The sequence below is a fragment of the Lactococcus sp. FSL W8-0209 genome (assembly GCF_038006585.1).
Classification (GTDB): Bacteria; Bacillota; Bacilli; order Lactobacillales; family Streptococcaceae; genus Lactococcus; species Lactococcus lactis.
Genome location: NZ_JBBOVN010000004.1, coordinates 1 through 25,081, shown reverse-complemented (window position 1 = coordinate 25,081; position 25,081 = coordinate 1). Strand labels below are relative to the sequence as shown.

General features: G+C 30.5%; 25 protein-coding genes and 4 pseudogenes. 20 read left to right on the top strand and 9 right to left on the bottom strand.

The features are described from left to right. The first annotated feature begins 280 nt into the window (after positions 1 to 280). The 8 genes from MKX45_RS12355 to MKX45_RS12320 all read left to right on the top strand — a co-directional run bounded on the left by MKX45_RS12355 (position 281) and on the right by MKX45_RS12320 (position 8,768). Positions 281 to 511 carry a hypothetical protein gene (locus MKX45_RS12355; RefSeq protein WP_340817431.1) on the top strand — a complete coding sequence of 77 codons (231 nt, stop codon included), beginning with the start codon at positions 281 to 283 and terminating at the stop codon, positions 509 to 511. After that, the gene (locus MKX45_RS12350; protein ID WP_340817430.1) at positions 511 to 1,587 is read left to right on the top strand and encodes a glycosyltransferase; all 1,077 of its coding nucleotides are present in this window, start codon (positions 511 to 513) and stop codon (positions 1,585 to 1,587) included. Before MKX45_RS12355 ends, MKX45_RS12350 begins: the two co-directional genes overlap by 1 nt. A gap of 32 nt (positions 1,588 to 1,619) precedes the next feature. After that, positions 1,620 to 2,633: a Stealth CR1 domain-containing protein gene (locus MKX45_RS12345; RefSeq protein ID WP_340817428.1), complete on the top strand. Its 1,014-nt coding sequence runs from the start codon at positions 1,620 to 1,622 to the stop codon at positions 2,631 to 2,633. A gap of 11 nt (positions 2,634 to 2,644) precedes the next feature. Continuing rightward, a complete protein-coding gene (locus MKX45_RS12340; protein WP_127093890.1) occupies positions 2,645 to 3,733 on the top strand; it encodes a glycosyltransferase in 1,089 nt (362 codons plus the stop codon). After that, positions 3,717 to 4,910, top strand: a complete 1,194-nt coding sequence (locus tag MKX45_RS12335; RefSeq protein ID WP_340817427.1) for a hypothetical protein — start codon at positions 3,717 to 3,719, stop codon at positions 4,908 to 4,910. Before MKX45_RS12340 ends, MKX45_RS12335 begins: the two co-directional genes overlap by 17 nt. Further along, on the top strand, positions 4,907 to 5,884 hold the full coding sequence (locus tag MKX45_RS12330) for a glycosyltransferase (RefSeq protein ID WP_340817426.1): 978 nt from the start codon (positions 4,907 to 4,909) through the stop codon (positions 5,882 to 5,884). Before MKX45_RS12335 ends, MKX45_RS12330 begins: the two co-directional genes overlap by 4 nt. Before the next feature lie 101 nt (positions 5,885 to 5,985). Next, positions 5,986 to 7,827, top strand: a complete 1,842-nt coding sequence (locus tag MKX45_RS12325) for a flippase (RefSeq protein ID WP_340817425.1) — start codon at positions 5,986 to 5,988, stop codon at positions 7,825 to 7,827. Positions 7,828 to 7,871: 44 nt separating this feature from the next. Further along, positions 7,872 to 8,768 carry a phosphodiester glycosidase family protein gene (locus tag MKX45_RS12320; RefSeq protein WP_340817443.1) on the top strand — a complete coding sequence of 299 codons (897 nt, stop codon included), beginning with the start codon at positions 7,872 to 7,874 and terminating at the stop codon, positions 8,766 to 8,768. 24 nt (positions 8,769 to 8,792) lie between these two features. Here MKX45_RS12320 and MKX45_RS12315 read toward each other — a convergent pair whose 3' ends face one another. Continuing rightward, on the bottom strand, positions 8,793 to 9,695 hold the full coding sequence (locus tag MKX45_RS12315; protein ID WP_340817424.1) for an LCP family glycopolymer transferase: 903 nt from the start codon (positions 9,693 to 9,695) through the stop codon (positions 8,793 to 8,795). A 105-nt stretch (positions 9,696 to 9,800) separates the two neighbouring features. Between MKX45_RS12315 and MKX45_RS12310 the strand changes: the two genes are divergently transcribed. Continuing rightward, positions 9,801 to 10,912, top strand: a protein-coding gene (locus MKX45_RS12310; RefSeq protein ID WP_340817423.1) for an IS3-like element IS981 family transposase whose coding sequence is annotated in 2 segments (ribosomal slippage) — positions 9,801 to 10,017 and positions 10,017 to 10,912 — 1,113 coding nt in all. Because the reading frame shifts where the segments join, the coding sequence is not laid out codon by codon here. Between the two features lie 45 nt (positions 10,913 to 10,957). Continuing rightward, positions 10,958 to 11,924: pseudogene (locus MKX45_RS12305) on the top strand (IS3-like element IS1068 family transposase); the annotation flags it as partial. 209 nt (positions 11,925 to 12,133) lie between these two features. On the opposite strand, the gene MKX45_RS12300 reads toward MKX45_RS12305, so the two are convergent. Continuing rightward, positions 12,134 to 12,814, bottom strand: a complete 681-nt coding sequence (locus tag MKX45_RS12300) for an IS6 family transposase (RefSeq protein WP_340817421.1) — start codon at positions 12,812 to 12,814, stop codon at positions 12,134 to 12,136. A gap of 245 nt (positions 12,815 to 13,059) precedes the next feature. Here MKX45_RS12300 and MKX45_RS12295 point away from each other — a divergent pair, with 245 nt between their 5' ends. Next, complete coding sequence (locus tag MKX45_RS12295; RefSeq protein ID WP_010925604.1) at positions 13,060 to 13,185, top strand: recombinase family protein; 126 nt, start codon at positions 13,060 to 13,062, stop codon at positions 13,183 to 13,185. A gap of 122 nt (positions 13,186 to 13,307) precedes the next feature. Here MKX45_RS12295 and MKX45_RS12290 read toward each other — a convergent pair. After that, a pseudogene (locus MKX45_RS12290) lies at positions 13,308 to 13,481 on the bottom strand (IS982 family transposase); the annotation flags it as partial. A gap of 176 nt (positions 13,482 to 13,657) precedes the next feature. Between MKX45_RS12290 and MKX45_RS12285 the strand changes: the two are divergent. The 6 genes from MKX45_RS12285 to MKX45_RS12260 all read left to right on the top strand — a co-directional run bounded on the left by MKX45_RS12285 (position 13,658) and on the right by MKX45_RS12260 (position 18,462). Beyond that, positions 13,658 to 13,999 (top strand): hypothetical protein, encoded by a 342-nt coding sequence (locus MKX45_RS12285; RefSeq protein ID WP_251905115.1) that lies wholly within the window; start codon positions 13,658 to 13,660, stop codon positions 13,997 to 13,999. A 9-nt stretch (positions 14,000 to 14,008) separates the two neighbouring features. Continuing rightward, positions 14,009 to 16,000 carry a DUF1430 domain-containing protein gene (locus MKX45_RS12280; protein WP_285006452.1) on the top strand — a complete coding sequence of 664 codons (1,992 nt, stop codon included), beginning with the start codon at positions 14,009 to 14,011 and terminating at the stop codon, positions 15,998 to 16,000. 1 nt (position 16,001) lies between these two features. Next, on the top strand, positions 16,002 to 16,634 hold the full coding sequence (locus tag MKX45_RS12275) for an ABC transporter ATP-binding protein (RefSeq protein ID WP_023189878.1): 633 nt from the start codon (positions 16,002 to 16,004) through the stop codon (positions 16,632 to 16,634). Between the two features lie 48 nt (positions 16,635 to 16,682). Beyond that, entirely contained in the window at positions 16,683 to 17,099 is a 417-nt protein-coding gene (locus MKX45_RS12270) for a cytidine deaminase (RefSeq protein WP_063282967.1), read from the top strand. 692 nt (positions 17,100 to 17,791) lie between these two features. Next, positions 17,792 to 18,073 (top strand): hypothetical protein, encoded by a 282-nt coding sequence (locus tag MKX45_RS12265; RefSeq protein WP_081213844.1) that lies wholly within the window; start codon positions 17,792 to 17,794, stop codon positions 18,071 to 18,073. A 5-nt stretch (positions 18,074 to 18,078) separates the two neighbouring features. Next, complete coding sequence (locus MKX45_RS12260) at positions 18,079 to 18,462, top strand: hypothetical protein (RefSeq protein ID WP_340817415.1); 384 nt, start codon at positions 18,079 to 18,081, stop codon at positions 18,460 to 18,462. Between the two features lie 8 nt (positions 18,463 to 18,470). Here MKX45_RS12260 and MKX45_RS12255 read toward each other — a convergent pair whose 3' ends face one another. The 4 genes and pseudogenes from MKX45_RS12255 to MKX45_RS12240 all read right to left on the bottom strand — a co-directional run. Then, entirely contained in the window at positions 18,471 to 18,632 is a 162-nt protein-coding gene (locus MKX45_RS12255) for a hypothetical protein (protein WP_340817414.1), read from the bottom strand. After that, positions 18,633 to 19,784, bottom strand: a complete 1,152-nt coding sequence (locus MKX45_RS12250) for a RepB family plasmid replication initiator protein (RefSeq protein WP_340817412.1) — start codon at positions 19,782 to 19,784, stop codon at positions 18,633 to 18,635. Positions 19,785 to 20,374: 590 nt separating this feature from the next. Then, positions 20,375 to 20,824, bottom strand: a pseudogene (locus MKX45_RS12245) (recombinase family protein); the annotation flags it as partial. Between the two features lie 56 nt (positions 20,825 to 20,880). After that, positions 20,881 to 21,027 (bottom strand): annotated as a pseudogene (locus MKX45_RS12240) (IS3 family transposase); the annotation flags it as partial. Between the two features lie 701 nt (positions 21,028 to 21,728). Here MKX45_RS12240 and MKX45_RS12235 point away from each other — a divergent pair. The 3 genes from MKX45_RS12235 (at position 21,729) to MKX45_RS12225 (ending at position 23,839) form a co-directional block, all read left to right on the top strand. Beyond that, entirely contained in the window at positions 21,729 to 22,517 is a 789-nt protein-coding gene (locus MKX45_RS12235) for a ParA family protein (RefSeq protein WP_031560346.1), read from the top strand. Between the two features lie 132 nt (positions 22,518 to 22,649). Further along, positions 22,650 to 22,877: a hypothetical protein gene (locus MKX45_RS12230; protein WP_003131208.1), complete on the top strand. Its 228-nt coding sequence runs from the start codon at positions 22,650 to 22,652 to the stop codon at positions 22,875 to 22,877. A 281-nt stretch (positions 22,878 to 23,158) separates the two neighbouring features. Further along, positions 23,159 to 23,839, top strand: a complete 681-nt coding sequence (locus MKX45_RS12225; RefSeq protein ID WP_340817410.1) for an IS6 family transposase — start codon at positions 23,159 to 23,161, stop codon at positions 23,837 to 23,839. A 60-nt stretch (positions 23,840 to 23,899) separates the two neighbouring features. Here MKX45_RS12225 and MKX45_RS12220 read toward each other — a convergent pair whose 3' ends face one another. Both MKX45_RS12220 and MKX45_RS12215 read right to left on the bottom strand, forming a co-directional pair. Next, positions 23,900 to 24,061, bottom strand: a complete 162-nt coding sequence (locus MKX45_RS12220) for a hypothetical protein (protein ID WP_003132683.1) — start codon at positions 24,059 to 24,061, stop codon at positions 23,900 to 23,902. Then, on the bottom strand, positions 24,062 to 25,081 hold a 1,020-nt coding region (locus tag MKX45_RS12215; protein WP_340817407.1), incomplete at its 5' end, for a RepB family plasmid replication initiator protein.

Genomic DNA, 25,081 nt, shown 5'->3' with positions numbered 1-25,081 from the left:
ATGAGATTGAAAAATTTATTTTGGGAAATTAAAAATAATACTAAATTCAGCGCAATTATTATTGCTATATTTAGATTTGGAAATTTTGTTAATAAAAAGATCCACATTCCAATCATCCGTCAGTTTTTATTTATTATATATAAAATACTAGATTGGTTAATAATACGAATAATATGTAATTCTGAATTTCCTCCTTCCATTACAATAGGAAAGAGACTGCGAGTTTATCATCCCTTTGGTATAAATTCAAGCAGATGCAAGTATTGGTAATGACTGTCAAATGAGACACCAGGTAACAATTGGATGGGCAAAGTCGAGTAAAAATGGAGAAGGAACTCCAAATTTAAAAAACAACGTAGATATAGGAGCAGGTGCAAAGATTATTGGTAATATGACTATTGGAGATAATGTAGTTGTTGGGGCAAATTCTTTAGTATGTAATAATTTTGAAGCGAATGACGTTGTTGGAGGAGTGCCAGCCAGATCTTTAAAAAAAGAGATAAAAAAATAATGAAAATACTTATTATTAACACTGTACCATTTATGAGAAATGGAATTTCTACTGTGATTATGAATTATTATGATGTTTTAAGAAAAAATAATATAATTGAATTTGTGATAAATAATGAAATTGAAGATGATTATAAAATGCACATAGAATCTACAGGAGGAAAAATTTATTGTTGGGGAAGCAGGAATAGGAAACCGATAAGTTATTCAAAAAAATTAAGACAACTACTTAAAATGAATGATTACGATATCGTATACATTCACGGAAATAGTTCTACATTATCAGTTGAGCTTTTTTCGGCAAGAAAATTAAAAGTAAAAAAAGTTGTTCATGCACATAATGTTGTAACAGAACATCCTTATATCGATAGAGTGCTGAAAAAATATTTCTTGAAACATTATGATTTAGGATTTGCTGCAAGTGAAGATGCCGGTAAATTTCTATTTAATCAAAATGATTTTTTTGTAATTCCAAATGGGATTGACATGAAGCATTTTTATTTTGATGTGTTAAAAAGGAAAGAAATTCGAGAAAAGTTAAAGATTACTGATGACACGAAGTTACTTCTACAGGTTGGTACATTTACAAAACAAAAGAATCATGATTTTAGTGTGAAACTTATGTCAAACATTCACGATAATAAAATCAAAATGATTTTTTTGGGCGAGGGGGAGTTACTAAATGAATTACGCTCTAAAATAAAAGAAAAGGGCTTAACAAATAATATAATATTTCAAACGCCATCAAATGATATTAATGGCTACTTTTCTGCAGCAGATGCAGTAATTCTCCCTTCTCTTTGGGAAGGCCTACCGTTAGTTGGATTAGAAGCGCAGGCATCAGCTGTTCCTCTTGCTATATCGGACACACTGGATAGAAGATTAAATATTTGTGATACAGTAGTTACTTTACCTCTTAAAATTGAACCATGGAAAAAATGGATAATTGAGGAAATCACTCTTAATAGTGAAAGAGATGTTAAAAAAAATCAAAGAGATATAGAATATGCTGGATATGACATAAATAAAAATGCTCATGATATGGAATTATATTTTAAAAAAATAAGTGGGTTATAATAAGGCACATTGAACAAATAATGAGGAAAATTATGGAAGAAAAAATTGACTTTGTAATAACCTGGGTGGATGGGAATGATCCAAAATGGTTAAAAGAGAAAAAAAAATATGAACTGGATAATGAAAGTGATGAAAGTGATGATAGGGATATTCGCTTTAGAGATATGGGGACGTTAAAGTATCTATTTAGAGGAATAGAGAAATTTTCACCTTGGGTAAATAAAATTTACTTTGTAACGTGGGGACATTTACCTGATTGGTTAGATACTGACAATCCTAAACTAGAAATTATAAATCACAAAGATTTTATTCCTGAAAAATATTTACCGACATTTAACTCTAATACTATTGATTTAAATCTTTATCGTATAAAAAATTTGTCAAAAAATTTTGTTTACTTTAATGACGATATGTTTATTTTGAAGGCACTTAAACCAACTGATTTTTTTAAAAAAGGATTACCCTGTAATGAAGCAACATTAAGTGTCGCAACACCAGAAAAAAGACATCATAATTACACACCAATAATGAATATGGAAATAATTAATGAATATTTTTCACGGCAAGAGGTTATGAAGAAGCATCCGTTTCAGTGGTTTAACCTAAAATACGGAAAATATTTATTAGCTAATTTTTGTCTCTTACCTTGGAAAAAATTCTCAGGAATTCGATATGATCATTTACCATCCTCTCTCCAAAAAGGAACTTTTGAAGAACTTTGGAGAAAAGAACACGATATTTTTGATATGACATGTAGGAATAAATTTAGAAGTCCTTATGACATTAATCAATGGCTTCTTCAAGATTGGCAAATCTGTACGGGAAATTTTATGCCAAGAAGCATAAAAATTGGTGAGGGGAACATCGATGTAAATGATGATTTAAAGAGCAACGAAAAAATTTATAAAAGTATTTCAAAACCAAAATATAAAATGACAGCAATAAATGATATGATATTTAATGAAAATAATTTTGATGAAGTGAAGAAACACATTTTGCAAAATTTTGAGATATTGTTACCCTCCCCATCATCTTTTGAAAGGTAATTAGAGTTGATATGAAAAAAATAATTGTTTTTGTTGATTTGCTTGGAGGAAATGGTGGAACTGAAAAAGTCATTAATGATGTTTTAAAATATTATAAAGATAGTTCAAAATTTGAAGTATCTATTGTGAATTTTGGATCAATTTCAACAAAAAAATGGGTAAACAAAGGAGTGAAACAAATTAATTTCTTTCCCTTCTCTTTTATTCGAAAAATAAAAGGGATTAGGAAATTTTTATTTCTTTTTGAATTACTATTTTTTTCAATAATTAAAACAGATATTGTTATTACTATTCATTTAGATACTTTAAAAATATTAGCAATAGCTAAAAAAATTAATTTGAAAAAATTTGAAATTTCATCTTGGATTCATTTTGGTTTAAAAACTTCCCAATTTTTTTCTGAAAAAAATTTTAAGGAATTGATAAAGTATTCGGATTCTTTTCTTTCTATTACGGATGAAAATACAGATTTTCTTTTAGAAAAGCATTATCCTAAAGAAAAAATAATAACTTTATATAATCCAGTTAAAAGACAAGAAAAAACCATTGCAATAAATAATCAAAAATTTATTTACATAGGGAGATTAACTTTTGGAAGTACAACTCAAAAAAATAATAAAGAAATGCTTGACGCTTTCTCAATAATAAAAGATTTGAATTGGAGTTTAGATATTTATGGGGATGGAGAGGATAGGATAAAAGAACAAGAATACGTAAAAGAACTTAAAATTGATAAAAAAATAAAATTTATTGGTTGGAAAGACTCCCCTTTTGAAGAAATAGAACAAGCAGCTGCTATTATTTCTACTTCTACACATGAAGGTTTTGGACTATCAATGATTGAAGCATTATCATATGGTATACCTGTAATTAGTAGTAATATAGAAGGTCCAAAAGTTTTTTTATCATCACAAAATAGTTTATGTTATCAACTAGGAAATGTAGACGAACTCGCTTTAATATTGAAAAAATTTATTCAAAAAAAAATTAGCTTTCAATCAAGTAATATAAAGAATTCCATAGAACCATTTTATGAAGAAAACTATTTTTACAAATTCAATCAGTTTTTAGATGGAGAAATTAATGGTAAATCGAAATAAAGAAAAATCTTTAAATTTTATTCTGGGAATAATTTTTGGAGTATTGCTATATTTTCAAATTTTAGTACAGAATTTGGCAAACTTAAATTTGATTGGAGCATTCGAAAATAATCAGAAGTACATTTACTTTGTAATTTTTATTATTTCTCTAATTTTTAATATAAATCACCTAAAAGATCTCATCTTTTTTGTTCCTTTTGCTATCTTTGGAATTATTAGTTATAAAATTTTAAGGGATACTTCTGTTATTGGTCTTTTTTTAGTTTCATTTTCTTTAAGAAGGATTGAAGTTTATAATATTATAAAGATTTTTTACTATGTTTACTGGTCTTATTTTCTCACGATGATGTTTCTTTTATTAATAAGAGTGACAACAAATTTATATCAAACTACTGCATTTGGAGAAGGACAAGGGTGGACTTTTGGTTTTCCAAATCATAATGCAGTTGGTCGAGTTCTGTTAATTGGTTGTATTCTTAATTTAGTTCTTAAATTGATAGAAAATAAGAGATATTCTAGGTTACAAAATAGTTTATGGTGGATAATTCAAATTATTTTTTATTTTATGATGCTTCTTAGTGCTTCAAGTAGTGCCATATTTGGAATGATTATTTCTTTATTCTGTTATTTTTTTATTTCTCAGTTTAAAGGAATTAAAAAAGCCAGAAAAGTAATTTTTCTGGGATGGGTTTCAGTTGTTTCTTTTATTGGAAGTCTAATTTTTACAATATTATCCTTAACGGAAAGAGTGTATATCGCTGATACATTTTGGTATAATTTAAATAGAATTATGACTGGACGCATTGCATTAGGAGAATTAAACTATAAAATTTTTGGAATGAGTATTATGGGAAATCCTGCTTATATCCCTAGTACAGAAGGAGTACCAAATTATTCTTTAGGATTTACCTATAACTTTATAGATAATAGTTATTTAGTTGTGATGATAAGGTATGGTATTGTTTTTTTAATTATTTTGTTGATTTTTTATTTATTATTAATTCGAAAAATTGTTAAAAAACAACTTATTGTATTATTTATTCCAATAATTGCACTTTCAATTTATGGTATCGCCGAAAATATGATTTATGCTTATGCGACAAATTTCGTACTTTTGTGGTTAGGAATATGGTTAAAACCACATATAACTGAAGAAAATAAGGAAAATGAAGAATGAATGAAGGAGTAAAAGTTTCTGTTATAGTACCTGTATTCAACGTTGAAAAATACGTGAGAGAATGTCTCATTTCTATTCAAAACCAAACTCTAAAAGAGATTGAGATTATTTTAATAAATGATGGATCAACAGATGATAGTATTCAGAATATTTCGGATTTAATTGATCGGGATAAAAGAATTATCTTAATTAACCAGAAAAATGGGGGCCTTTCTTCAGCACGTAATACGGGATTGGAGTATGCTAAGGGAGAGTATATTAGTTTTATTGATTCGGATGATTATTTAAATGATAAATTCTTGGAATGTTTATATATAGAAGCTAAACGAGAAAATCTTGATATTGTTCGTGGGAGTTTTCAGCGACCTAAAGAATCTGATAATAAGTTGGCATGGGAAGATGTAGATGTAAATAAACTAAAACCAGATTTAGTAATTACAGGAGGAGAATTATTAAAACTACTATCTATTTATAATTTAAAAATGATGGTTTGGTTATCATTATATAAACGAGATTTCTTAGATTCTAATCACCTAAGATTTGAAGAAGGGATTATTCTAGAGGATGTAGAATTTATGCCTCGTGCATTATTATTAGCAAGAAGAGTTAGGGCTATAAAAAGAAAAAACTATTTTTATAGAGTAAGAGAAGATAGTATTTTAGGGAATATTCAAAATTCTAAAAAACACCTAGATGCTATTGGACAATTTTTAAAAAAAGATTTATTAATTAAAAATGTGAATAATCAAGAAAGCATAAACTATTTGTGTAGAGCGTTATTATATTCCTATTTTTCTTACGCACGGGAAGTTAGTATTACTCCAGATTTTGAACTTTTAAATCAAGCAACAAAATCATTGAGTATAAGGGGGGTTATTCCTTTGAAATCTTATATCAAATTAAAAATTCAAATATTTTTGATAAAAAGAATTGGGATAAAACAATATAACTCATTAAAAATGAAACTATTTTAGTTTTAAAATTGAATATAAAACATTGGCTTTTTTACGTACTTAATAATAGTATTAATACTAGCTAAATGGGAGAATTTCTTAGTGCAGAGAGAATAAATATTATGAAATTAGTAAAGAATTTTTTATTAAATGGACTATATCAATTGTTACTTGTTATATTACCTTTTGTTACAGCTCCATACGTATCAAGGGTTCTTGGGGCTCATGGAGTAGGAATTTATGCATTCACAGGGGCAAATGTCCAATACTTTGTGTTACTGGCTGTTTTAGGAACATCAACTTATGGAAATAGAGAAATTGCTTATCATCAAAATGATAAGCAAAAAAGAAGTGATATTTTCTGGGGAATTAACTTTTTGAGTTGGATTACTGCAGCAATTTCACTATTTGCTTTTGGTATTTTTATTATAGTGAGTCGTAAATACCAAGATATTTATGCTTGGCAAAGTTTATTGATTTTAACAAGTCTTTTTGATATTTCTTGGTACTTTATGGGGCGAGAAAATTTTAAAGTTACTGTTACTAGAAATTTTATATTTAAAATTTTAACTGTTATTTCTATTTTTATTTTTGTAAAGAATAGTAATGATTTACCAATATATATTGCAATTATGTGCATTGGCGGATTATTGGGAAGTATTTCATTGTGGCCATATTTAAAACATGAAATTTTTAAACCAAAATTAAAGAATCTAAATCTTAAAAAGCATTTGCATTATACAATTATCCTGTTCATTCCAACTATTGCCGTCCAGATTTATTGGGTGGCAAATAAATCTATGATTGGACTTATGGATTCTGTTGTCCATGCAGGATTTTTCCAGCAATCTGATTCGATGATTAAAATGGCTTTGTCTATTATTGGAACAATTGGAGTTGTTATGTTACCTCGTGTTGCAAGTATGCACTCAGAAGGGAATATAAATGGAATTAGAAATTCTATTGTAAAAACGTTTAACATCGCAACAGGGATTTCATTTGGTATATTTTTTGGAATTTTAGGGATTTCTTTGAAATTTGCACCATTTTTTTGGGGGAAATCTTTTGAGATGGTTGGTTTAATCATGATGATTGAAGCTCCGATTATCATATTCATTCCAATGAGTAATGTTTTTGGAACTCAGTACCTTTTGCCTTTAAATAGGATGAAACCATATACTTTTTCAGTGACTTTTGGTGCTATTTTAAATATCGTTGTTAATCTAGCATTTATACCGTTATTTGGAGTGATCGGAGCAACGGTAGCAACTGTGGTATCTGAATTTGCAGTTACAGCTTACCAATATTTATCAATCAGAAAAGAGTTTTCATTCAGTGATTTATTTGGTGGACTTTGGAAGTATTTTATCTCAGGCTTATTGATGTTTGTCGTAGTTTTTTGGATGAATCAATCGTTTAAAATGACAATAATTCAGCTGATACTCCAAATTATCTTAGGTGTACTCATCTATACTCTTTCTAATATCTTATTAAAGACACAGCTATGGCTTATGGCCTCAGAACTTTTAGGAAAAATGAAAAATCGGGTATCAAGAAATCATATACGTATAGATCAAAAACAAGAAATTCTCGAACATCCATTAGATACAATTAAAGCTTCGTTTGATCAATTTGCTATCCTCTTTCAAGAAATCGATGAAAAAAAAACATTATCTCATAAGAACTTTTTGACAAATCTTAATAATTTTGACAATACACTGAAAAATGTAACATTTAATGATGATTTAGACAAAAATGATATAATAAGATTATCAGATTTCATCGCTGAGCTTAGTATAATTATGAGCAGAAAAAGAGATTATCTTAAAGTTCAAGATCAAGAGCACCTCTATCAATTTGCTCAAGGTTTAAATATCCTTGCATCAAAAATGGAGAATATTGCACAAGAAGAATATTCACCAAAAGAGCTAAAAGAATGGTTCAGAAAAGAGCTGGGCGAATAACTTTATCAAGTAAAAAAACAAGGAATAGCAAGAAAGGAAAAGACATGGAGCAGAAAAAGAAAAAGAATATTTGGCTGATAATTGTACCTATCTTAATAATAATTTCCCTTATAGGAGCAGGGGCTTATACCTTAATAGATTCACTTATTCCTACTGATCATACGAAAACAAACAGTTCGGATCAACCGACCAAAACTTCGGTTTCTAATGGTTATGTAGAGCAAAAAGGTGAAGAAGCTGCTGTGGGTAGTATAGTACTTGTAGATGATGCTGGTGTACCAGAGTGGGTTAAAGTTCCCTCAAAGGTAAATCTAGATAAATTTACTGATTTATCTACGAATAATATCACTATTTATCGAATTAACAATCCGGAAGTCTTAAAAACAGTTACCAATCGTACAGATCAACGGATGAAAATGTCAGAAGTTATAGCTAAGTATCCTAATGCTTTGATTATGAATGCTTCCGCATTTGATATGCAGACAGGACAAGTAGCTGGATTTCAAATTAATAATGGAAAGTTGATTCAAGACTGGAGCCCAGGTACAACGACTCAATATGCTTTTGTTATTAACAAAGATGGTTCGTGCAAAATTTATGATTCAAGTACACCTGCTTCAACAATTATTAAAAACGGAGGGCAACAAGCCTATGATTTTGGTACTGCAATTATCCGTGATGGTAAAATTCAACCAAGTGATGGCTCAGTAGATTGGAAGATCCATATTTTTATTGCGAATGATAAAGATAATAATCTCTATGCTATCTTGAGTGATACAAATGCAGGTTATGATAATATAATGAAATCAGTATCAAATTTGAAGCTCCAAAATATGTTATTACTTGATAGTGGCGGCTCAAGTCAACTATCTGTCAATGGTAAAACGATTGTTGCTAGTCAAGATGATCGAGCCGTACCGGATTATATTGTGATGAAATAAAAATAAAAGAACCTCTTGGTTCTTTTATTTTAGAGATTTTTCAAAAAGGGTTTTGACTGAGTCTAATTCTGTTTGAGAAACGACTTTAGCTCCATTTTCATCTGTTGTATGTAGATTGAGCTTGCTGGTATTCTTTAGAGCCTTATTGTAGCTCATAACGATCGTTTTAGCATCATTGAAACTTATATTGGTTTTAACAGTGTTTGAAAAAGCATAGAGAATTTCTCGATAGTAATTGAAACTTTCAAGTTTTTTCATATGAGCAATTTTTTGAATATTTCCGTAGAGTTCCATTGAGACATTTTGAATCCGAGTGATTGAAGCATCCAAATCAGTATCGTCAATTTGTGTCATATAGGCTTGGACTTGATCAGCAGTTTGTAAATTAACAGTTCCTTGTTTAAACTCATAACCTTCAGCATTGAATGCCTTTGGATTTTGCATGGTGATTCCACCAGTGGCCTGTACAAGTGATCCCATTTTATTAACATCGATCTGAATTACTTTGTTAATGGACACATTCAATAGGTCTTTAACAATCTGGAAAATTCCATCATCTCCATTCGTATTGTAAACTTCAGTGATTGTTTTTTGATTAGGCATTGTCGCAAAAACTGGGAAGTTCATGAAAGTAGTTTGATTTGTCTTTACATTCGTTGAAGCTAAAACAGTAGCATAAGCTGTATTTTTAGAATTATTTTTACCAGTTAAAATGATAAGTGTGGTGAATGTTTTAGACTTTTTTAAGTGGATACTTGTTGTTTTAGGAAAATTTTCATATGATGTTGAAAAGGTTGATTCAACATTTCTATAAGCGGCGTAGGCTATAGAAGCAACAGCGATAATTACTAATACAAAAATAATTGAAATAACTTTTAGTACTGTGTGTTTTTTCTTACGATAATGACGCCTCTTTTTTTGATTCATGGTATCTCCATATACATATTATATACCTTAAATTATACCATATTTAATGATGTTATCCTTAAATCTTAGAGTCACTATTGTATAATTTAGACAAAGGACAAAAACATGAAAAAACGCTACTCAAAAGAATTTAAAGAAACCCTTATCGCCTTCTATCATTCTGGTCAATCCGTCACCCAGCTGTCTAAAGAATACGACGTGGCCCCTGCAACAATTTATAAATGGATAGACCTCTACTCTAAATCTAATGAAAGCTCCGTCTCTAAAGCTGATTTTCTAGAATTAAAAAGACAACTGGCTAAAGTTAAGGAAGAACGAGACATCTTAAAAAAAGTATTGACCATATTCGCCGAGAAAAAGAAGTGAGTGCTGCGGATATGGCTCTAACCATACAAACTTTAGCACTCAATGTCAGACTAAGCTGTCAACTCCTTGATGTTCCTGAATCAAGTTATTATGAACGGATTAACCGACATCCATCTAAAACTCAATTAAGGAGACAATACCTGTCACTCAAAATTTCTCAACTCTTCAATGCTAACCGAGGAATCTATGGTGCTCCTAAAATTCATCATCTTCTACTTAAACAAGGGGAAAAAGTCGGGTTAAAACTGGTACAGAAGCTAATGAAGCAACTTCAACTCAAGTCTGTAGTCATTAAGAAATTTAAGCCTGGATACTCACTAAGTGATCACATCAATCGAAAAAATCTCATACAGACTGAACCTACAAAGAAAAATAAGGTTTGGTCAACCGACATTGCTTATATTCCTACTCAACAAGGATGGGCTTATCTCTCAACCATTATGGATCGTTATACTAAAAAAGTCATTGCTTGGGATTTGGGCAAGCGAATGACTGTAGAATTAGTGCAAAGAACTTTAAATAAGGCCATTAAATCACAAGACTATCCAGAAGCTGTTATTCTTCATTCTGACCAAGGAAGCCAGTATACGAGTCTAGAGTATGAAGAGTTGCTTAAGTATTATGGGATGACTCACTCTTTCAGTCGAAGGGGATACCCTTATCATAATGCCAGTCTTGAATCTTGGCATGGACATTTAAAAAGAGAGTGGGTGTATCAATTTAAATATAAGAACTTTGAAGAAGCCTATCAGAGTATTTTCTGGTACATCGAAGCCTTTTATAATTCAAAACGAATCCATCAAAGTTTAGGGTATCTTACACCTAATCAATTTGAAAAGGTAAGTGCTTAAAATAAATAGATTAAAATTCTACGTTTGTTACTCTAAAAACTTGACTTAACGTCAGCCCAACATAAGATTAAATTGTTAGAGAAAGAAAATCGTTATCTTCAGGAGGAACTTGAACTTCTAAAAAGTTCCGGGTCTTCTTGAAGCGAAGCAAGTAAAACGTTTTGAATTTCTCTTGAAACATCATGGGAAGATAAAAATTAAGCATGCAGTAAAAGTTCTTAAGGTTTCTCGCTCAGGTTTCTATGAATACATGCATCGTCGTCCTTCAAAACAACAAGTGGAGAGAGAAATTCTCTCAGAGAAGATAAAAGCTGTCTTTCATGAGCATAAGGGACGCTATGGTGCGGTTAGAATTACCAAGGTACTTCATAATACTGGTATTATGACCAACACGAAACGTGTTGGGAAACTGATGCACTTGATGGGACTTTATGCCAAGGGAAGCCGTTATAAATATAAACATTACAACAGAAAAGGAGCTTCGCTTTCAAGACCCAATTTAATTAATCAGATCTTTAAAGCAACAGCTCCTAATAAAGTATGGCTGGGAGACATGACCTATATCCCTACCAAAGAAGGCACCTTATACTTAGCCGTGAATATCGACGTTTTTTCACGTAAGATTGTAGGCTGGTCAATGTCTTCACGGATGCAAGATAAACTGGTGAGGGATTGCTTCTTACAAGCTTGTGGGAAAGAACATCCTCAGCCTGGCTTGATTGTCCATACTGATCAAGGGAGTCAATATACAAGCTCTCGTTATCAATCTACTCTTCGTCAAGTCGGTGCTCAATCTAGCATGAGTCGTAAAGGAAATCCCTATGACAATGCAATGATGGAGTCTTTTTATAAGACGCTAAAGAGGGAGCTTATTAATGATGCTCATTTTGAGACAAGAGCTGAGGCTACTCAAGAAATATTTAAATACATTGAGACCTATTACAATACAAAAAGGATGCATTCAGGTCTTGATTACAAGTCTCCAAAAGACTTTGAAAAATATAATTCTTAAATTCTCTTAACTCCGTGTCTAGTTTTTCGTTGACTTTCCAATATCACACACCTATTTGTGTCTACTTTTATAGTATAGCTCCACATATTTATGATATACTATTAAAGAAAATTAATGAGTTGAATTCTTAACTTCTTTGACGCAGGAGTCCCAAAGGTTCTGTTGCGAAGTTTTAAAATAAAATACAACCTCTCTGAATTTCAATTATCTTAGGCTGTTATTCCCATTAAGATTTTGATTTCAGTAGAGACCGAAAAGCCGAAGAGTGTTCCATTTCTTCGGTTCTTTTTGTATATTCCTCGAATTGTTTCCATGCCCTTTATCGTGGTTGAGGAAGTTCGTAGACTTCGATAAAATTTATTGCGTCGTTTGATTGGTCGATGGTCTTGCTCAATGAGGTTATTGAGATACTTCACGGTTCGATGCTCTGTCTTAGTATATAAACCGTTACTCTGTAACTTTCTAAATGCAGAACCAATAGAGGGCGCTTTATCCGTGACAATTACTCTTGGTTGACCAAACTGTTTATGTAGTCGTTTCAAGAACGCATAAGCAGCTTGAGTATCCCGTTTCTTGCGTAGCCAGATGTCTAAAGTCAATCCATCCGCATCAATTGCACGATAGAGATAATGCCAACGACGTTTGATTTTGATATAAGTTTCATCCATTTTCCACGAATAGAAGGACTGTCTATTTTTCTTTTTCCAGAGATGATAGAGGACTTTACTGTATTCTTGTACCCAACGATAAATAGTTGTGTGACAAACGTTAATCCCACGATCATAAAGGAGTTCTTGAATTTCACGATAGCTTAGATTGTAACGTAGATAATAACCAACAGCGACAATAATCACATCTTTTTGAAATTGTTTACCTTTAAAATAGTTCATTGATATATCCTCGCTGTCATTTTTATTCATTTTACACTAAAATAGACTTATCAGAAAACTTTGCAACAGAACCCTTTTATATTTGAGTGTCCATAAAATGGTCATTTTCTGGACACTCTTCTTTTGTTATTAAAACTCTCAAAATCATTTACATTTATTGTTCATTAACCCGTAATTTATTCTATGTTCATTTATAGATATCTTTTTAAGTTATGATACAATAAATTAGAACAAAGGAGAATAAAATGAATATCGGATATGCACGAGTTTCAACAGGACTTCAAAATTTGGATTTACAAAAAGATAGTCTTAAAAAATATGATTGTGAGGGTTCTGTTGCAAAGTTTTCAAAAAAATCTATTTTAGTGTAAAATTGAGAAAAAATACAGATAGCTGAGATAGATAAGTTATCTTAAAACTACAAATTCTGTTATATTTCAAAAAGAAAAGCATTTATATAAATGCTTTATTTTTTACCCGAATTGCTAGTTGATTATTTAGCCATGACTTGATACCCGATAGAATATCTTAAAGTCTCTGGTTCCAGTGATTTAGCTGATTTTAACAATAAAGAATACGCTAAAAGTATCATTTCTAATTTCAATTGAAAACCTTGAGGCGAACGACTTTTACAACGCTCAGCTCCTAGATTTGTCAAAATCCTGAATTACGCAAACAAAAAGAAGAAACAGAAAAGCACGGCGCTGGATTCGGCGACTTGTTAAAAGGCTGGTTCAAAAAATAAACTAGTTTTTCATAACTTCAACTATATTTATATAACGTTATTGTTTTTGTCAGATTTAAATGTTAAGATAATTTTATAAAATAAGAAAGAGGTTACATATGAACTCATCAATTTCACGAGCAACAATTAGAAACAAAAGCAAGAAGCAAAAAATAGTAGTATTGGCTATTGCTTCACTATTAATTTCAGGTACAGCAGTTTCAGCTGCACAAACTTTCGTTCCAGGAGGTTGGAACAATGTTTATGCTGATCGTTTTAACCCCTCAATTAGCCAGTCAACTGGACATGATAATGCAAAAATTAATAAATGGCACTCAAGCTGGGTTAAAGTTGGAAGTCGAAGAGGTGACAGCGGGAATGCTTCAGCTAACCAAATTTCCTATGCTAAAGTTGTCGGTGCTTGGAATGGTAATTTGTCAGGTTGGTATCAAGCTTGGTAAGGAGTTCTAATGAATAGAGTTACTAAATTATTACTATTAATTCTATTTACTGTTATTTCTTTTTCTTCTGCAAACATGATTAAAAATAGTCTCATAGATTCCAAAATAAAAAAGAATTATGAGCCAAGTGAGTTATCAAAGATACAGCTTCCTACAAATGTAAAATACGATAACAATCTTATATCACAAGTGAAAGATGTATCAGAGGCTACTGATACATCTTTCACTTTCAGAGTAACCTATGTTGCAAGTAAAAATGACGGTAAAGGGAATGTTGATTTTATTAAACCTATAAACCGCGTGATGTTTTTTCATACGAAACGTTTTCCCAAAGAAGATAAAGTGTTTGTAACTCATGGATTTGAGTACGTTTTTTTGAATTTTCCATTATCAAAAATTACATCTGTTCAACTAAAAAATAGTGATATATATATTGATAATAAAAATAAATCTAAAGGGCTTAAAGAACTTGCAAACCTACTAAATAAAAAATATGGATTAAACATACAAGATAAAGACTTATTATCCTCCAATCCCAACCAGTATGATACTCATTATGGAGATTTCATTGGTTATAATAATAGTAATTTAACTTTATTCATTGTTATATCTAATATATTTTTTGCAATTTTATTATTCGTATGGCTTGTGTCCAACAACAAAAAGATTGCTATTTATCGTCTTAATGGACTTAGTTCTACTAAGATAACTAAGCTATTATTTATGAAGGAGTTTTGTTGTACCGCATTATTAATTTATTTAATTGTGAGTCTTGCAAATTTTAAATCTTTAAATTTTGAATATACAATTCTGATAATATTTATGATGTCAATAGTAGTTATTATTTCTTACCTTGCTGTTTTACTTGTATCTAAGTTTTCTCTTTCAAATCAAATTAATTCAAAATCTTTCTTTAAATACAGCCACTATACTTTATACTCAATTAAAGCTTTCGTTTTTTTGGTTACAATTTCTACAAGTGCTTCTTTAATTTATCTTATAAATAGTGGCCTTAATACTAACACAAAAACAGGAAATGACTATTCAGTTCTCTATCCTGAATATGTTGGTTATACACTGAACAGTGATAGTTCTTACAACAATAATTCAGATCTAACTTCTGATTTATTTAATTACGCTGAGAAACATGATGGGCTCTATGTTAATCCTATAAGATTAAACGTTGAAAATAGTGATGAAAAAAATGTTTTACAACTAAACTATAATTATCTTTTGAAATTCAATATTAAAACATCGGATAACAAATCGATACTCATAAACAATGATAATACGTCCGGTATTGTAGTGGTATCAGATAAGTTGAAGCCTTACTTAAAAGATATAAAGAAATTTTATGCTTCTTCTTCATCTTTTTCTTCACCAACTATCCATTATTATTTCATGAAAGATAATCAAAAGTTTAAACTTCTAGATGGTAGTAATGGGAATATAACTCCTGATTTATTGGAAATATATACATCAAAAAATGTAGGACAAAATCTTGATGCTTTACATAATGCAACAATGAAGTTTAAAATCCTTGGTACAAAAGATAAAACATATAATTCTATCGAAAAAATACTTAAAAAACATGGACAATTGGAAACTCACCCCTCTTTAATCACAGTAAATAATATTAATAGGTCTGATTACTTATCATCTATTGGAAACCCTTTAAGTTATACTGTAACTAATGGTTTAATAATACTGATCTTTTTATCTATGATTTTATCTACTACTTTCTTTTATTTCGAATTTTATAAAAAGAAGATCGCTGTCAGTTATCTTTACGGAATGTCATACTTGAGAACGTACAAATCTTTGTTTGTGTTGCTCTCTATACAAGGGTTAATTTTCTTAATTTATGGAGCACTACAACAAAATAGAATTATTATTTTAGAAGCTTTATTATTATATTTTATGATTGAAATCATAATAACAATCTGGCTTTCTAAAAAGTTACAAAAAAAATTAATGTTAAATTTTTTAAAAGGAGAGTAGTATGTTAAAAATTGAAAACTTAAATAAAAGTTATAAAAATAATCATATTTTTAACAACTTTAACTTAGAAATTCCTAAAGGAAAAATGGTGGCGATATATGGTTCTAGCGGTTCTGGTAAATCTACACTTTTGAATATCATTGGGCTCGTGGAAGATTATGATGATGGTAAATATTACTTTGATGGGTCTTTCGCTCCTCCTTTTAACAGTACGACTGCATTAAAACTACGTCGCAATACCATTTCATATTTATTTCAAAATTTTGCGTTAATTGAAGATGAAAGTATAGAAAAAAATTTAAATATTAGCTTAGTGTATTCTAAAATGTCTAAAAAAGAAAAACAAATAAAAATGAAACACTTTTTAAAAAAAGTAAATATTGAACATCGACTAAGTACAAAAATTTACAGCCTCTCTGGAGGGGAAAAACAACGTGTCGCTATTGCTAGAGCATTATTAAAAGATAGCAAAATAATACTAGCAGATGAGCCTACTGGTTCTCTAGATTTAAAAAATAGAAATGAAGTTATAAGATTACTACGAGACGAAGTGGATATAGCAGGTAAAACAGTCATAATTGTAACTCACGACCCGTACATTAAAGAACAAAGCGATTTAGTCATCAATATTTAAGAATTTACCTGTCAATAAGTTCGCAGAAACAAAAATTAAGGGGAAAAAATGAATATAGAACAAAAACTTTTCGAAGACGCTAAAGCACTAATAAAAGAAAGGTATCCAAAAGGGTGGGGAGGTGCAGCAGCAATGTATTCAAAAAATGGTAAAACATACACTTCAGTCGCCCCAGAAATCATAAACGCCTCTAGTGCATTATGTATTGAAACAGGTTCAATCTTAGAAGCACATAAATACCAAGACATTATAACTCACTCAATTTGCGTTGTTAGAGATGACGAAAAGAGCGAATTTAAAATACTCACGCCATGTGGGACATGCCAAGAAAGATTATTATATTGGGGTAACCAAATAAAAGTAGGTGTAACTAACGAAGATCAAGAAGTTAAATATAAAAAATTAACAGAATTACAACCTAATCATTGGACAAAAGCTTATGACGATATAGATTTTGTCGAGTAATAAATCATAATTGCTTTATTGACGTTGAGCCTCGGAACCCTTAACAATCCCAAAACTTGTCTAATGTCGGCTTAATAGCTCACGCTATACCGACATTCGTCTGCCAGTTTAGTTAAGGGTTCTTCTCAACGCACAATAAATTTCCCGGCATAAATGCGTCTATTTCCTTTGTCTACTCAGTAGACCTAGTAGACCCGAATAAATAATTTTAAATATCCAAGGGCACACTTACACTCCAATGAATTGGAGTAGTGCTAAAAACATAAAATATACTGTATCAGAAGTTACCTTTGGCAACAACAAAAAAATAGAATATGGGGGATGGGGCAACGCCCCAAAAATAAAAAGAATCGTCTGAAACGAGGAACAAACTAAAATGTAAATTTTAGTTGTTACCGAGTGGAAGATGATTACTTTTTAACCTATGTGTATACACACATAGTAAGCTCGCTATAATACTTTATAACGTTTTTATTTACATGAGCAAAGCGAGTTTTTCCAACACGTTTAATCTAAAATATTGGCAATTTATACCATGATTTTCATGGTATATAAGTGCGCCCTTATATCTTAGGGATATTTTACCACTTTTTATTAGTATTTTATACTTATCTGTCTTTTGCCTTATTTTTTTGGATTTGATAGAATATAATTATCAATAAGTGTTTCAAATAAGAAAGGACTAGGAAGTTATGGCAAAGAAAAAAAGCTTGGAAGATTTACAAAAAGAATTAGCAAAGAAACAAGAAGACATTAAAATTATCAATAGAAAAATTGGACAACAAAAAAGATACATTAATACTCGTATTGGAGAAGAACTCTTAAAAGGTTTAGAAATTTCTATTTCTGATTTTGATTCAGAAGATAAGATTAAAAAATTTGTTTCTTTAGTCATTTCAAATTCAAAAAATGCAGTTCATCAACAATTCAAAAATACGACTTTAGAAAATGAAAATAAAACCTTGAATGAGTAATAGTTATGACTATTAAAAATAAAAAAGATTTATCTTCCTCGATTGAACAGTTAGAAAAGGCAATCAATAAGCAAGAAACAATTTTAAAAAAATTTGATAATGAACAACTTGATTTTGAACAAATTAAGAAATTAGAAAATTTGTTAATTCAAGAAAGAGAAAAAGCAAAACAAGTTCAAATAAAAATTAATCGTTCTGTTTTACAGAATAATTCTGAAAACCATAAAGAACGAAAAAAACGGACACGGCAATTAATTCAAAAAGGCGCTTTACTTGAAAAATATCTTGAAGCAAAACATTTAACTGTTGATGAAACAGAACAGCTTTTACAAATATTTTCAAATATGATAAATAAACAAAAACCTGATAAGTATAAAAAAAAAGTTTAGAGATTATTCTAAACTTTTTTTATTTCATTATCCATAATTTTTTTGCCACTCCTTGGGCAATAGACACCACCATATTGTTTTGCTTTTTTTACTTTTAAACGAGAAATTTCTAAAATATACTCACAATCTTTACACAAAAATTTTTGTTTGATACTAATTATTTTGTTCATTTAAAGTTCCTGCCTTTTAACCGTTGGTAGGTATTGTTCAATGGATTTTTTGAGGTACTTACAAATATTTTTCTTTGAGTAGTCCTCTTGTTTAGCTCTCACATAAGACAAGTGGTCTTTGACCCCATTAAGCCCTCGTAATTCTTTCAGTTCGTCATAAAGGGGGTACACGTGTGCCTGTAAGCCTGCCATTATTTGACTGTCCGTTGTTTCATAAACATTTAAAAACATATTTTCAATCAACAGCCTTGTATAAGGGCTTTGCATAGCTTGGAAAACAAGGTCTTTTTCTGTTTCTGCTTTACGTGCTTTATCTTCTTGGTAGACTTTATCTTCCAACTTGTAGCTGTTATCGTCTGCCATGCGTTTCTTCTCAATATGAAAAACAATGCTGTCAATTGAACGCCCTTTTTTAATCTTGTCGTAAGTGACGTTGAAAGAAGTATGAGCATTGATTTCTGACAGTGGTTTTTCTAGTACCCACTCTGTAAATTGGTGCATTAACTTATAATCGGTAATTGTATCAGTTATTTCTCGTAATTCTCGAATTGAAATTGACGGGTTGCGGTAGGCTTCCACTTGTTCTTTTCGACGCCCGCCCTTGTAACTATAATGCTCGTACTGGTTATAATTCATAGATAACCAGCGATACAAGATAATCGAATACTTGCTATTGAGTTCTTTTAATTCAGAAATTTTATATTGCGTAAACTCTGCCTTTAAGTCAATCAGATAAGGCATAATAAACTGATTAAATTGTATCATTACATCATCATTGTAACTGTTCCACTTAACTGTTGGAATAGGCACAATGCTTGTCATTTCATAACCCTTATCTTTGACTTCTTTAATTTGGAAAAAAGCTTGTTTCTGCATCAACTCAATGGCTTCTTTAAAACGTGTGTGTTTACTTGCTGATGATACATCAAAAAAAGCAAACAACTCTTTTTTTGAAAGATAGATAATATTATCTTTGGGCGGGTTTTCCGTATCAATACAAGATACGGCTAGTTCAAACATTTTTAGAGCGGTCTTTTGCATTTTAGCAATAGAGGTAATCAAGCTGTTATGCTCCACCACTTTACGTTTTTCAAGGTCATTCACGGTCAGCACCTGCTTTTGATTTTTTTGTTTTTCTGGTATAATAGACATAGAAATACTCCTTTGTGAGTGTTTAAGAATAAGCATAGAGAAAGTGATTTTGCGGTCATAATTTCTCTATGCTTTTATTATATCACAAAACAAACAGTATTTATATTTTTTCTGTTCATATACATCGCTTTTTCTGTTCATATACATCGCTTTTTCTGTTCATATACATCGCTTTTTCTGTTTACTTAATTCTAGTAACGCCTCACTAACACTGACTTTTTTATCACGCAAAAGAACAAAAGATTAAAATATATAAGATAAATTAATAAAAGGACTTGCTAAGGCAAGTCTATTTTTTATTTTTTTCAATCTTAAAATCAGGGTCAAAAGAAAAAGTCAAAAACATTGAATGGATGTTCTGATTTTTAACTCCCTGTTTGCTCTTGTCGCTCCGCTTGTACGCCTTGCATTTAGAATTGCTACATTCTGCCACTAAGAAAAACTCTCTCACGGTCGTGACTACTTTGAGAGAGGATAAGACTTTAAATAGTCCTAGAAGCTCATAGTTTGCATTCTAAGACATTTTAAACGTGAGTTGGTAATAAATATAATAGTTAAAAGAAAAAACCCTTCTGAGGGCTAATATCAGCTTATTCTTTTCTGTCTTCTCTTATCACGTTATATTTTTGACGATAACGTCGAAAAGTCGTTCGATTAATTCCAGTTTTACGCTCGATTTCTTTTTCTGTTAATCCTTGTTGGTATAAATCAAAGGCATGTTGCAATCCCTCATCTTCAAAAGAATATTTCTTTTTTCGTCCTTTAAATCGTCCACGTTATTTGGCAATGGCAATCCCTTGGGCTTGCCGTTCTCTAATCCGTTTTCGTTCACTTTCTGCTTGGTATTTGTACAATTCAATCATTAAGTTATTGATTAAACGCCTTAAATTATCGTCTTCAATCCCTGTCAGGGATGGCAAGTTTAAGACTTCCAGCGTTGCGCCTTTTTGTTGAATTTGGTTCATCAGTTCGGTTAATTCTTTGTTATTTCGTCCTAAGCGGTCTAATTCTGTCACCACGACAATATCGCCCTCTCGGATATTGACGTTAAGTCAAGTTTTTAGAGTAACAAACGTAGAATTTTAATCTATTTATTTTAAGCACTTACCTTTTTAAATTGATTAGGTGTAAGATACCCTAAACTTTGATGGATTCGTTTTGAATTATAAAAGGCTTCGATGTACCAGAAAATACTCTGATAGGCTTATTCAAAGTTCTTATATTTAAATTGATACACCCCCTCTCATTTGGAAAATAAAAAAATGGACTGGTAGTCTTTTGCTACTTAGTCCATTACATCTTTATTCTTTAAATTATTCGGTAATTAAATAGCATAATAGTGTTGAAAAACATTTATTATTTTGGTATAATTGTAGAATAATTAAAGATTGAAATGTGTATCTAACCTTTTCCGCCAAGTTAAGATTAGATAGGCTAAGTAGTTAATCCGAACTACTAACTAATAAAATTCGTCTAGTTGTTTCCAGCAACTAGTCTTTTTTTATCTTTTTTTCCCGATTCAATTTTTTATTATTAAAATTATTTTATCACATTGTCGTTACATATGCAATTTCATAAAAATTTATAAAAGTCGCAACATAAACATATTGCGACTATATCTTAGATATATTATAAACGTGATATAGTTATATTATAACTATATTTACAATGCTTTTGGAAGTTTCTCTACTAACTAATATAAATTTATTATAATAATTTTGGTTAATCAATCCCCTTTAATTATTAAAAATTTTTTATTCTGAACTTTTGTAAAATGAAATCAGAGAATGCAAAGCTTTGAAAAATAACAAGCACTGAACATTTACAATATAAACATATTGTAAACATAACATACTTATAATTTGACTTAATTTCTATTTGTGCTATAATATACTTATAACATAAATACAATATAATTATATTGTGAATAGATGAAGGAATGCCATGAAGATTATTAGCGTATCAGCAGTAAAAGGCGGAGTTGGTAAAACAACAATTACTTTCAATTTTGGAGAATGGTTATCAAGACAGGGATACAAAGTTCTTTTAATTGATACTGACCACCAATGCAGTTTAAGTCAAACATATAATTTGTTTACAAATGAAAATACAATTTACAATGCATTTATGAATGAAGAAGTAGAAATTCATAAAATACATGATAATTTGAGCATCATTCCTGCTTCTCCAATGTTAGATGAATTAGAAGTAGAGTTAAGCTCAAAACATAATAAAGATTTATTATTAATGATGTGGCTTCAAGATAATGTTGATAGAATAAAAGAATTTGATTTTATACTTATTGATTGTCATCCAGATTTTCAAACCGTTACAAAAAATGCAATTGCTGTTAGTCATTATATTTTAAGCCCAATAGAACCTAGCCAATACGGATATATGTCAAAAAGTTTGTTGATTGAACGCCTTCAAAATTTTAAAGATGAGGTTATTGATGCACGGACACGGGAAACATATATCACAGCAATACCATATTTTGTTGGAAATAGAATAAGACATAATACTAAGTCATCAAGAGAGTTTTCTGAAAAAATATCACAAGATAAAGGAACTATTGCTATGATTCCAGAGAAAGAATTATTTAACCGTTCGACACTTGACGGAGTTCCCTTAGTTGAAATGGAAAAAGATAAAGATGTTTTTAATAGTAATAAAGTTTTTTATGAAAAATTAAATTTTGCATTTAATGAAATAACTAATAAAATAAAAGCATAACTACAATTCTAATATAAAATAAATATAGTTTAGATATAATATAATTCCATTTGCATTATATCGTAAATATGTTGTAAATATAAATATATTGTAAATATAATTAAGCTATAATAGTAAAGAAAGTGAGAGAAAATGGCATTTGATGTAGATGATAAAAAAGTAAAAACAGTGTTATCAAACAGTTCTTTAGCTAAGTCAAAAGTGGAACTCCCAAAAAAAATTGAATCAGAAGAAAATAAAAAATCATATTCATTTACCTTAGAACCTTCTGTAAAAGAAGGCCTTGAAAAATTGGCAGAAAAACAAAATTATAAAAATACATCCCAATTTCTGAATGATTTAATTAAACTATATCTATAATGAATACAAAAAAGCTCATGTTATTTATTAACATGAGCTTTTTTGCTATGAAATATTTATAATTTGTTCAATAGAGATGAGGTACATTTTATCTGTTGATTATATTCTCACTTGATTATTGATGAATTCAGAAACAAAACCATAAATTTCAGTTAATTTATCTTTTGATTGATATTTAACTTTGATTTGGAATTGATTTGAAAAAGACGGTTCTGTTGCAAAGTTTTCCAAAAAATCTATTTTAGTGTAAAATTGAGAAAAAAGACAGAGAGGACAGAGTAATGAATCATTTTAAAGGCAAACAATTCAAAAAAGACGTCATTATTGTCGCTGTTGGTTACTACCTGCGTTACAATCTAAGCTATCGTGAAGTTCAGGAATTGTTATATGATCGTGGAATAAATGTTTGTCATACTACGATTTATCGTTGGGTGCAAGAGTACAGCAAAGTCCTCTATGATCTTTGGAAGAAGAAAAATAGACAATCCTTCTATTCATGGAAAATGGACGAAACCTATATCAAAATTAAGGGACGTTGGCATGATCTTTATCGTGCAATTGATGCGGACGGCTTAACCTTAGATATCTGGTTACGAAAGAAACGGGATACGCAAGCAGCCTATGCTTTCTTAAAACGACTCCATAAACAGTTTGGTGAGCCGAAAGCAATTGTGACCGATAAAGCACCTTCTCTTGGCTCCGCCTTTAGAAAGTTACAGAGTGTGGGTTTATATACTAAGACAGAGCACCGAACTGTGAAGTATCTTAACAATTTAATAGAACAAGACCATCGACCTATTAGACGACGGAATAAATTTTATCAAAGTCTCCGTACAGCCTCTTCCACGATTAAGGGCATGGAGACCATTCGAGGAATATATAAAAAGAACCGAAGAAATGGAACGCTCTTCTGCTTTTCGGTGTCTACTGAAATCAAGGTATTAATGGGAGTAACAGCCTAAGATATTTGGAGTTCAGAGAGAACGCGTTTGATTTTCAAACTTCGCAACAGAACCATTATTCTAAACTTTTTTTATTTCATTATCCATAATTTTTTTGCCACACCTTGGGCAATAGACACCACCATATTGTTTTGCTTTTTTTACTTTTAAACGAGAAATTTCTAAAATATACTCACAATCTTTACACAAAAATTTTTGTTTGATACTAATTATTTTGTTCATTTAAAGTTCCTGCCTTTTAACCGTTGGTAGGTATTGTTCAATGGCTTTTTTTAGGTACTTCGCTACATTGCGTTTAGAATATTCTTCACGCTTGCTAGAGACATAACTTAGGTGATCTTTGACACCATTTAGCCCTCGTAAGTCTTTCAGTTCGTCATAAAGGGGGTACACGTGTGCCTGCAAGCCTGACATGAGTTTTATATCTTGCATTTCAAACGGACTTAAAAGCATATTTTCTAAAAGTAAAGTAGTGTACCTGCTTTGCATAGCTTCTGTATACAAGTCTTTTTCGGTTTCCTCTTTGGCTTTCTTGCCCTCAATATAGGCTTGGTCTTCTATCTTGTAGCTGTTGTCGTCCGCTTGGCGTTTCTTTTCGATTTGAAAGACAATGCTATCAATGCTCCGCCCTTTTTTGACTTTCTCATAGGTCACGTTAAAAGACGTATAGGCGTTGATTTCCTTTAAAGAATTTTTCAATACGTAGCTATCAAAATCTTTGAAGGTCTGATACAAAGAAACCGTATCAGTTATTTCTCGTAATTCTTTCACTGTGATTAAGGGATTGCGGTAGGCTTCAACTTGTTCTTCTCGGCGCCCACCCTTATAACTATAATGCTCGTATTGATTATAATTCATGGATAACCAACGATATAAGATAATGCTGTATTTGCTATTGAGTTCTTTTAATTCAGAAATTTTATATTGCGTAAACTCTGCCTTTAAGTCAATCAGATAAGGCATAATAAACTGATTAAATTGTATCATTACATCATCATTGTAACTGTTCCACTTAACTGTTGGAATAGGCACAATGCTTGTCATTTCATAACCCTTATCTTTGACTTCTTTAATTTGGAAAAAAGCTTGTTTCTGCATCAACTCAATGGCTTCTTTAAAACGTGTGTGTTTACTTGCTGATGATACATCAAAAAAAGCAAACAACTCTTTTTTTGAAAGATAGATAATATTATCTTTGGGCGGATTTTCCGTATCAATACAAGACACTGCTAGTTCAAACAT

Bases quoted from the DNA above. Each gene is read 5' to 3' on its own strand.
- MKX45_RS12225 (WP_340817410.1), top strand. From the start codon at position 23,159: ATGAATCATTTTAAAGGCAAACAATTCAAAAAAGACGTCATTATTGTC.
- MKX45_RS12260 (WP_340817415.1), top strand. From the start codon at position 18,079: ATGACTATTAAAAATAAAAAAGATTTATCTTCCTCGATTGAACAGTTA.
- MKX45_RS12325 (WP_340817425.1), top strand. From the start codon at position 5,986: ATGAAATTAGTAAAGAATTTTTTATTAAATGGACTATATCAATTGTTA.
- MKX45_RS12355 (WP_340817431.1), top strand. From the start codon at position 281: ATGAGACACCAGGTAACAATTGGATGGGCAAAGTCGAGTAAAAATGGA.
- MKX45_RS12295 (WP_010925604.1), top strand. From the start codon at position 13,060: ATGAATATCGGATATGCACGAGTTTCAACAGGACTTCAAAATTTGGAT.
- MKX45_RS12320 (WP_340817443.1), top strand. From the start codon at position 7,872: ATGGAGCAGAAAAAGAAAAAGAATATTTGGCTGATAATTGTACCTATC.
- MKX45_RS12275 (WP_023189878.1), top strand. From the start codon at position 16,002: ATGTTAAAAATTGAAAACTTAAATAAAAGTTATAAAAATAATCATATT.
- MKX45_RS12285 (WP_251905115.1), top strand. From the start codon at position 13,658: ATGAACTCATCAATTTCACGAGCAACAATTAGAAACAAAAGCAAGAAG.
- MKX45_RS12350 (WP_340817430.1), top strand. From the start codon at position 511: ATGAAAATACTTATTATTAACACTGTACCATTTATGAGAAATGGAATT.
- MKX45_RS12255 (WP_340817414.1), bottom strand. From the start codon at position 18,632: ATGAACAAAATAATTAGTATCAAACAAAAATTTTTGTGTAAAGATTGT.
- MKX45_RS12335 (WP_340817427.1), top strand. From the start codon at position 3,717: ATGGTAAATCGAAATAAAGAAAAATCTTTAAATTTTATTCTGGGAATA.
- MKX45_RS12300 (WP_340817421.1), bottom strand. From the start codon at position 12,814: ATGAACTATTTTAAAGGTAAACAATTTCAAAAAGATGTGATTATTGTC.
- MKX45_RS12345 (WP_340817428.1), top strand. From the start codon at position 1,620: ATGGAAGAAAAAATTGACTTTGTAATAACCTGGGTGGATGGGAATGAT.
- MKX45_RS12220 (WP_003132683.1), bottom strand. From the start codon at position 24,061: ATGAACAAAATAATTAGTATCAAACAAAAATTTTTGTGTAAAGATTGT.
- MKX45_RS12250 (WP_340817412.1), bottom strand. From the start codon at position 19,784: ATGTCTATTATACCAGAAAAACAAAAAAATCAAAAGCAGGTGCTGACC.
- MKX45_RS12330 (WP_340817426.1), top strand. From the start codon at position 4,907: ATGAATGAAGGAGTAAAAGTTTCTGTTATAGTACCTGTATTCAACGTT.
- MKX45_RS12230 (WP_003131208.1), top strand. From the start codon at position 22,650: ATGGCATTTGATGTAGATGATAAAAAAGTAAAAACAGTGTTATCAAAC.
- MKX45_RS12315 (WP_340817424.1), bottom strand. From the start codon at position 9,695: ATGAATCAAAAAAAGAGGCGTCATTATCGTAAGAAAAAACACACAGTA.
- MKX45_RS12270 (WP_063282967.1), top strand. From the start codon at position 16,683: ATGAATATAGAACAAAAACTTTTCGAAGACGCTAAAGCACTAATAAAA.
- MKX45_RS12340 (WP_127093890.1), top strand. From the start codon at position 2,645: ATGAAAAAAATAATTGTTTTTGTTGATTTGCTTGGAGGAAATGGTGGA.
- MKX45_RS12280 (WP_285006452.1), top strand. From the start codon at position 14,009: ATGAATAGAGTTACTAAATTATTACTATTAATTCTATTTACTGTTATT.
- MKX45_RS12235 (WP_031560346.1), top strand. From the start codon at position 21,729: ATGAAGATTATTAGCGTATCAGCAGTAAAAGGCGGAGTTGGTAAAACA.
- MKX45_RS12265 (WP_081213844.1), top strand. From the start codon at position 17,792: ATGGCAAAGAAAAAAAGCTTGGAAGATTTACAAAAAGAATTAGCAAAG.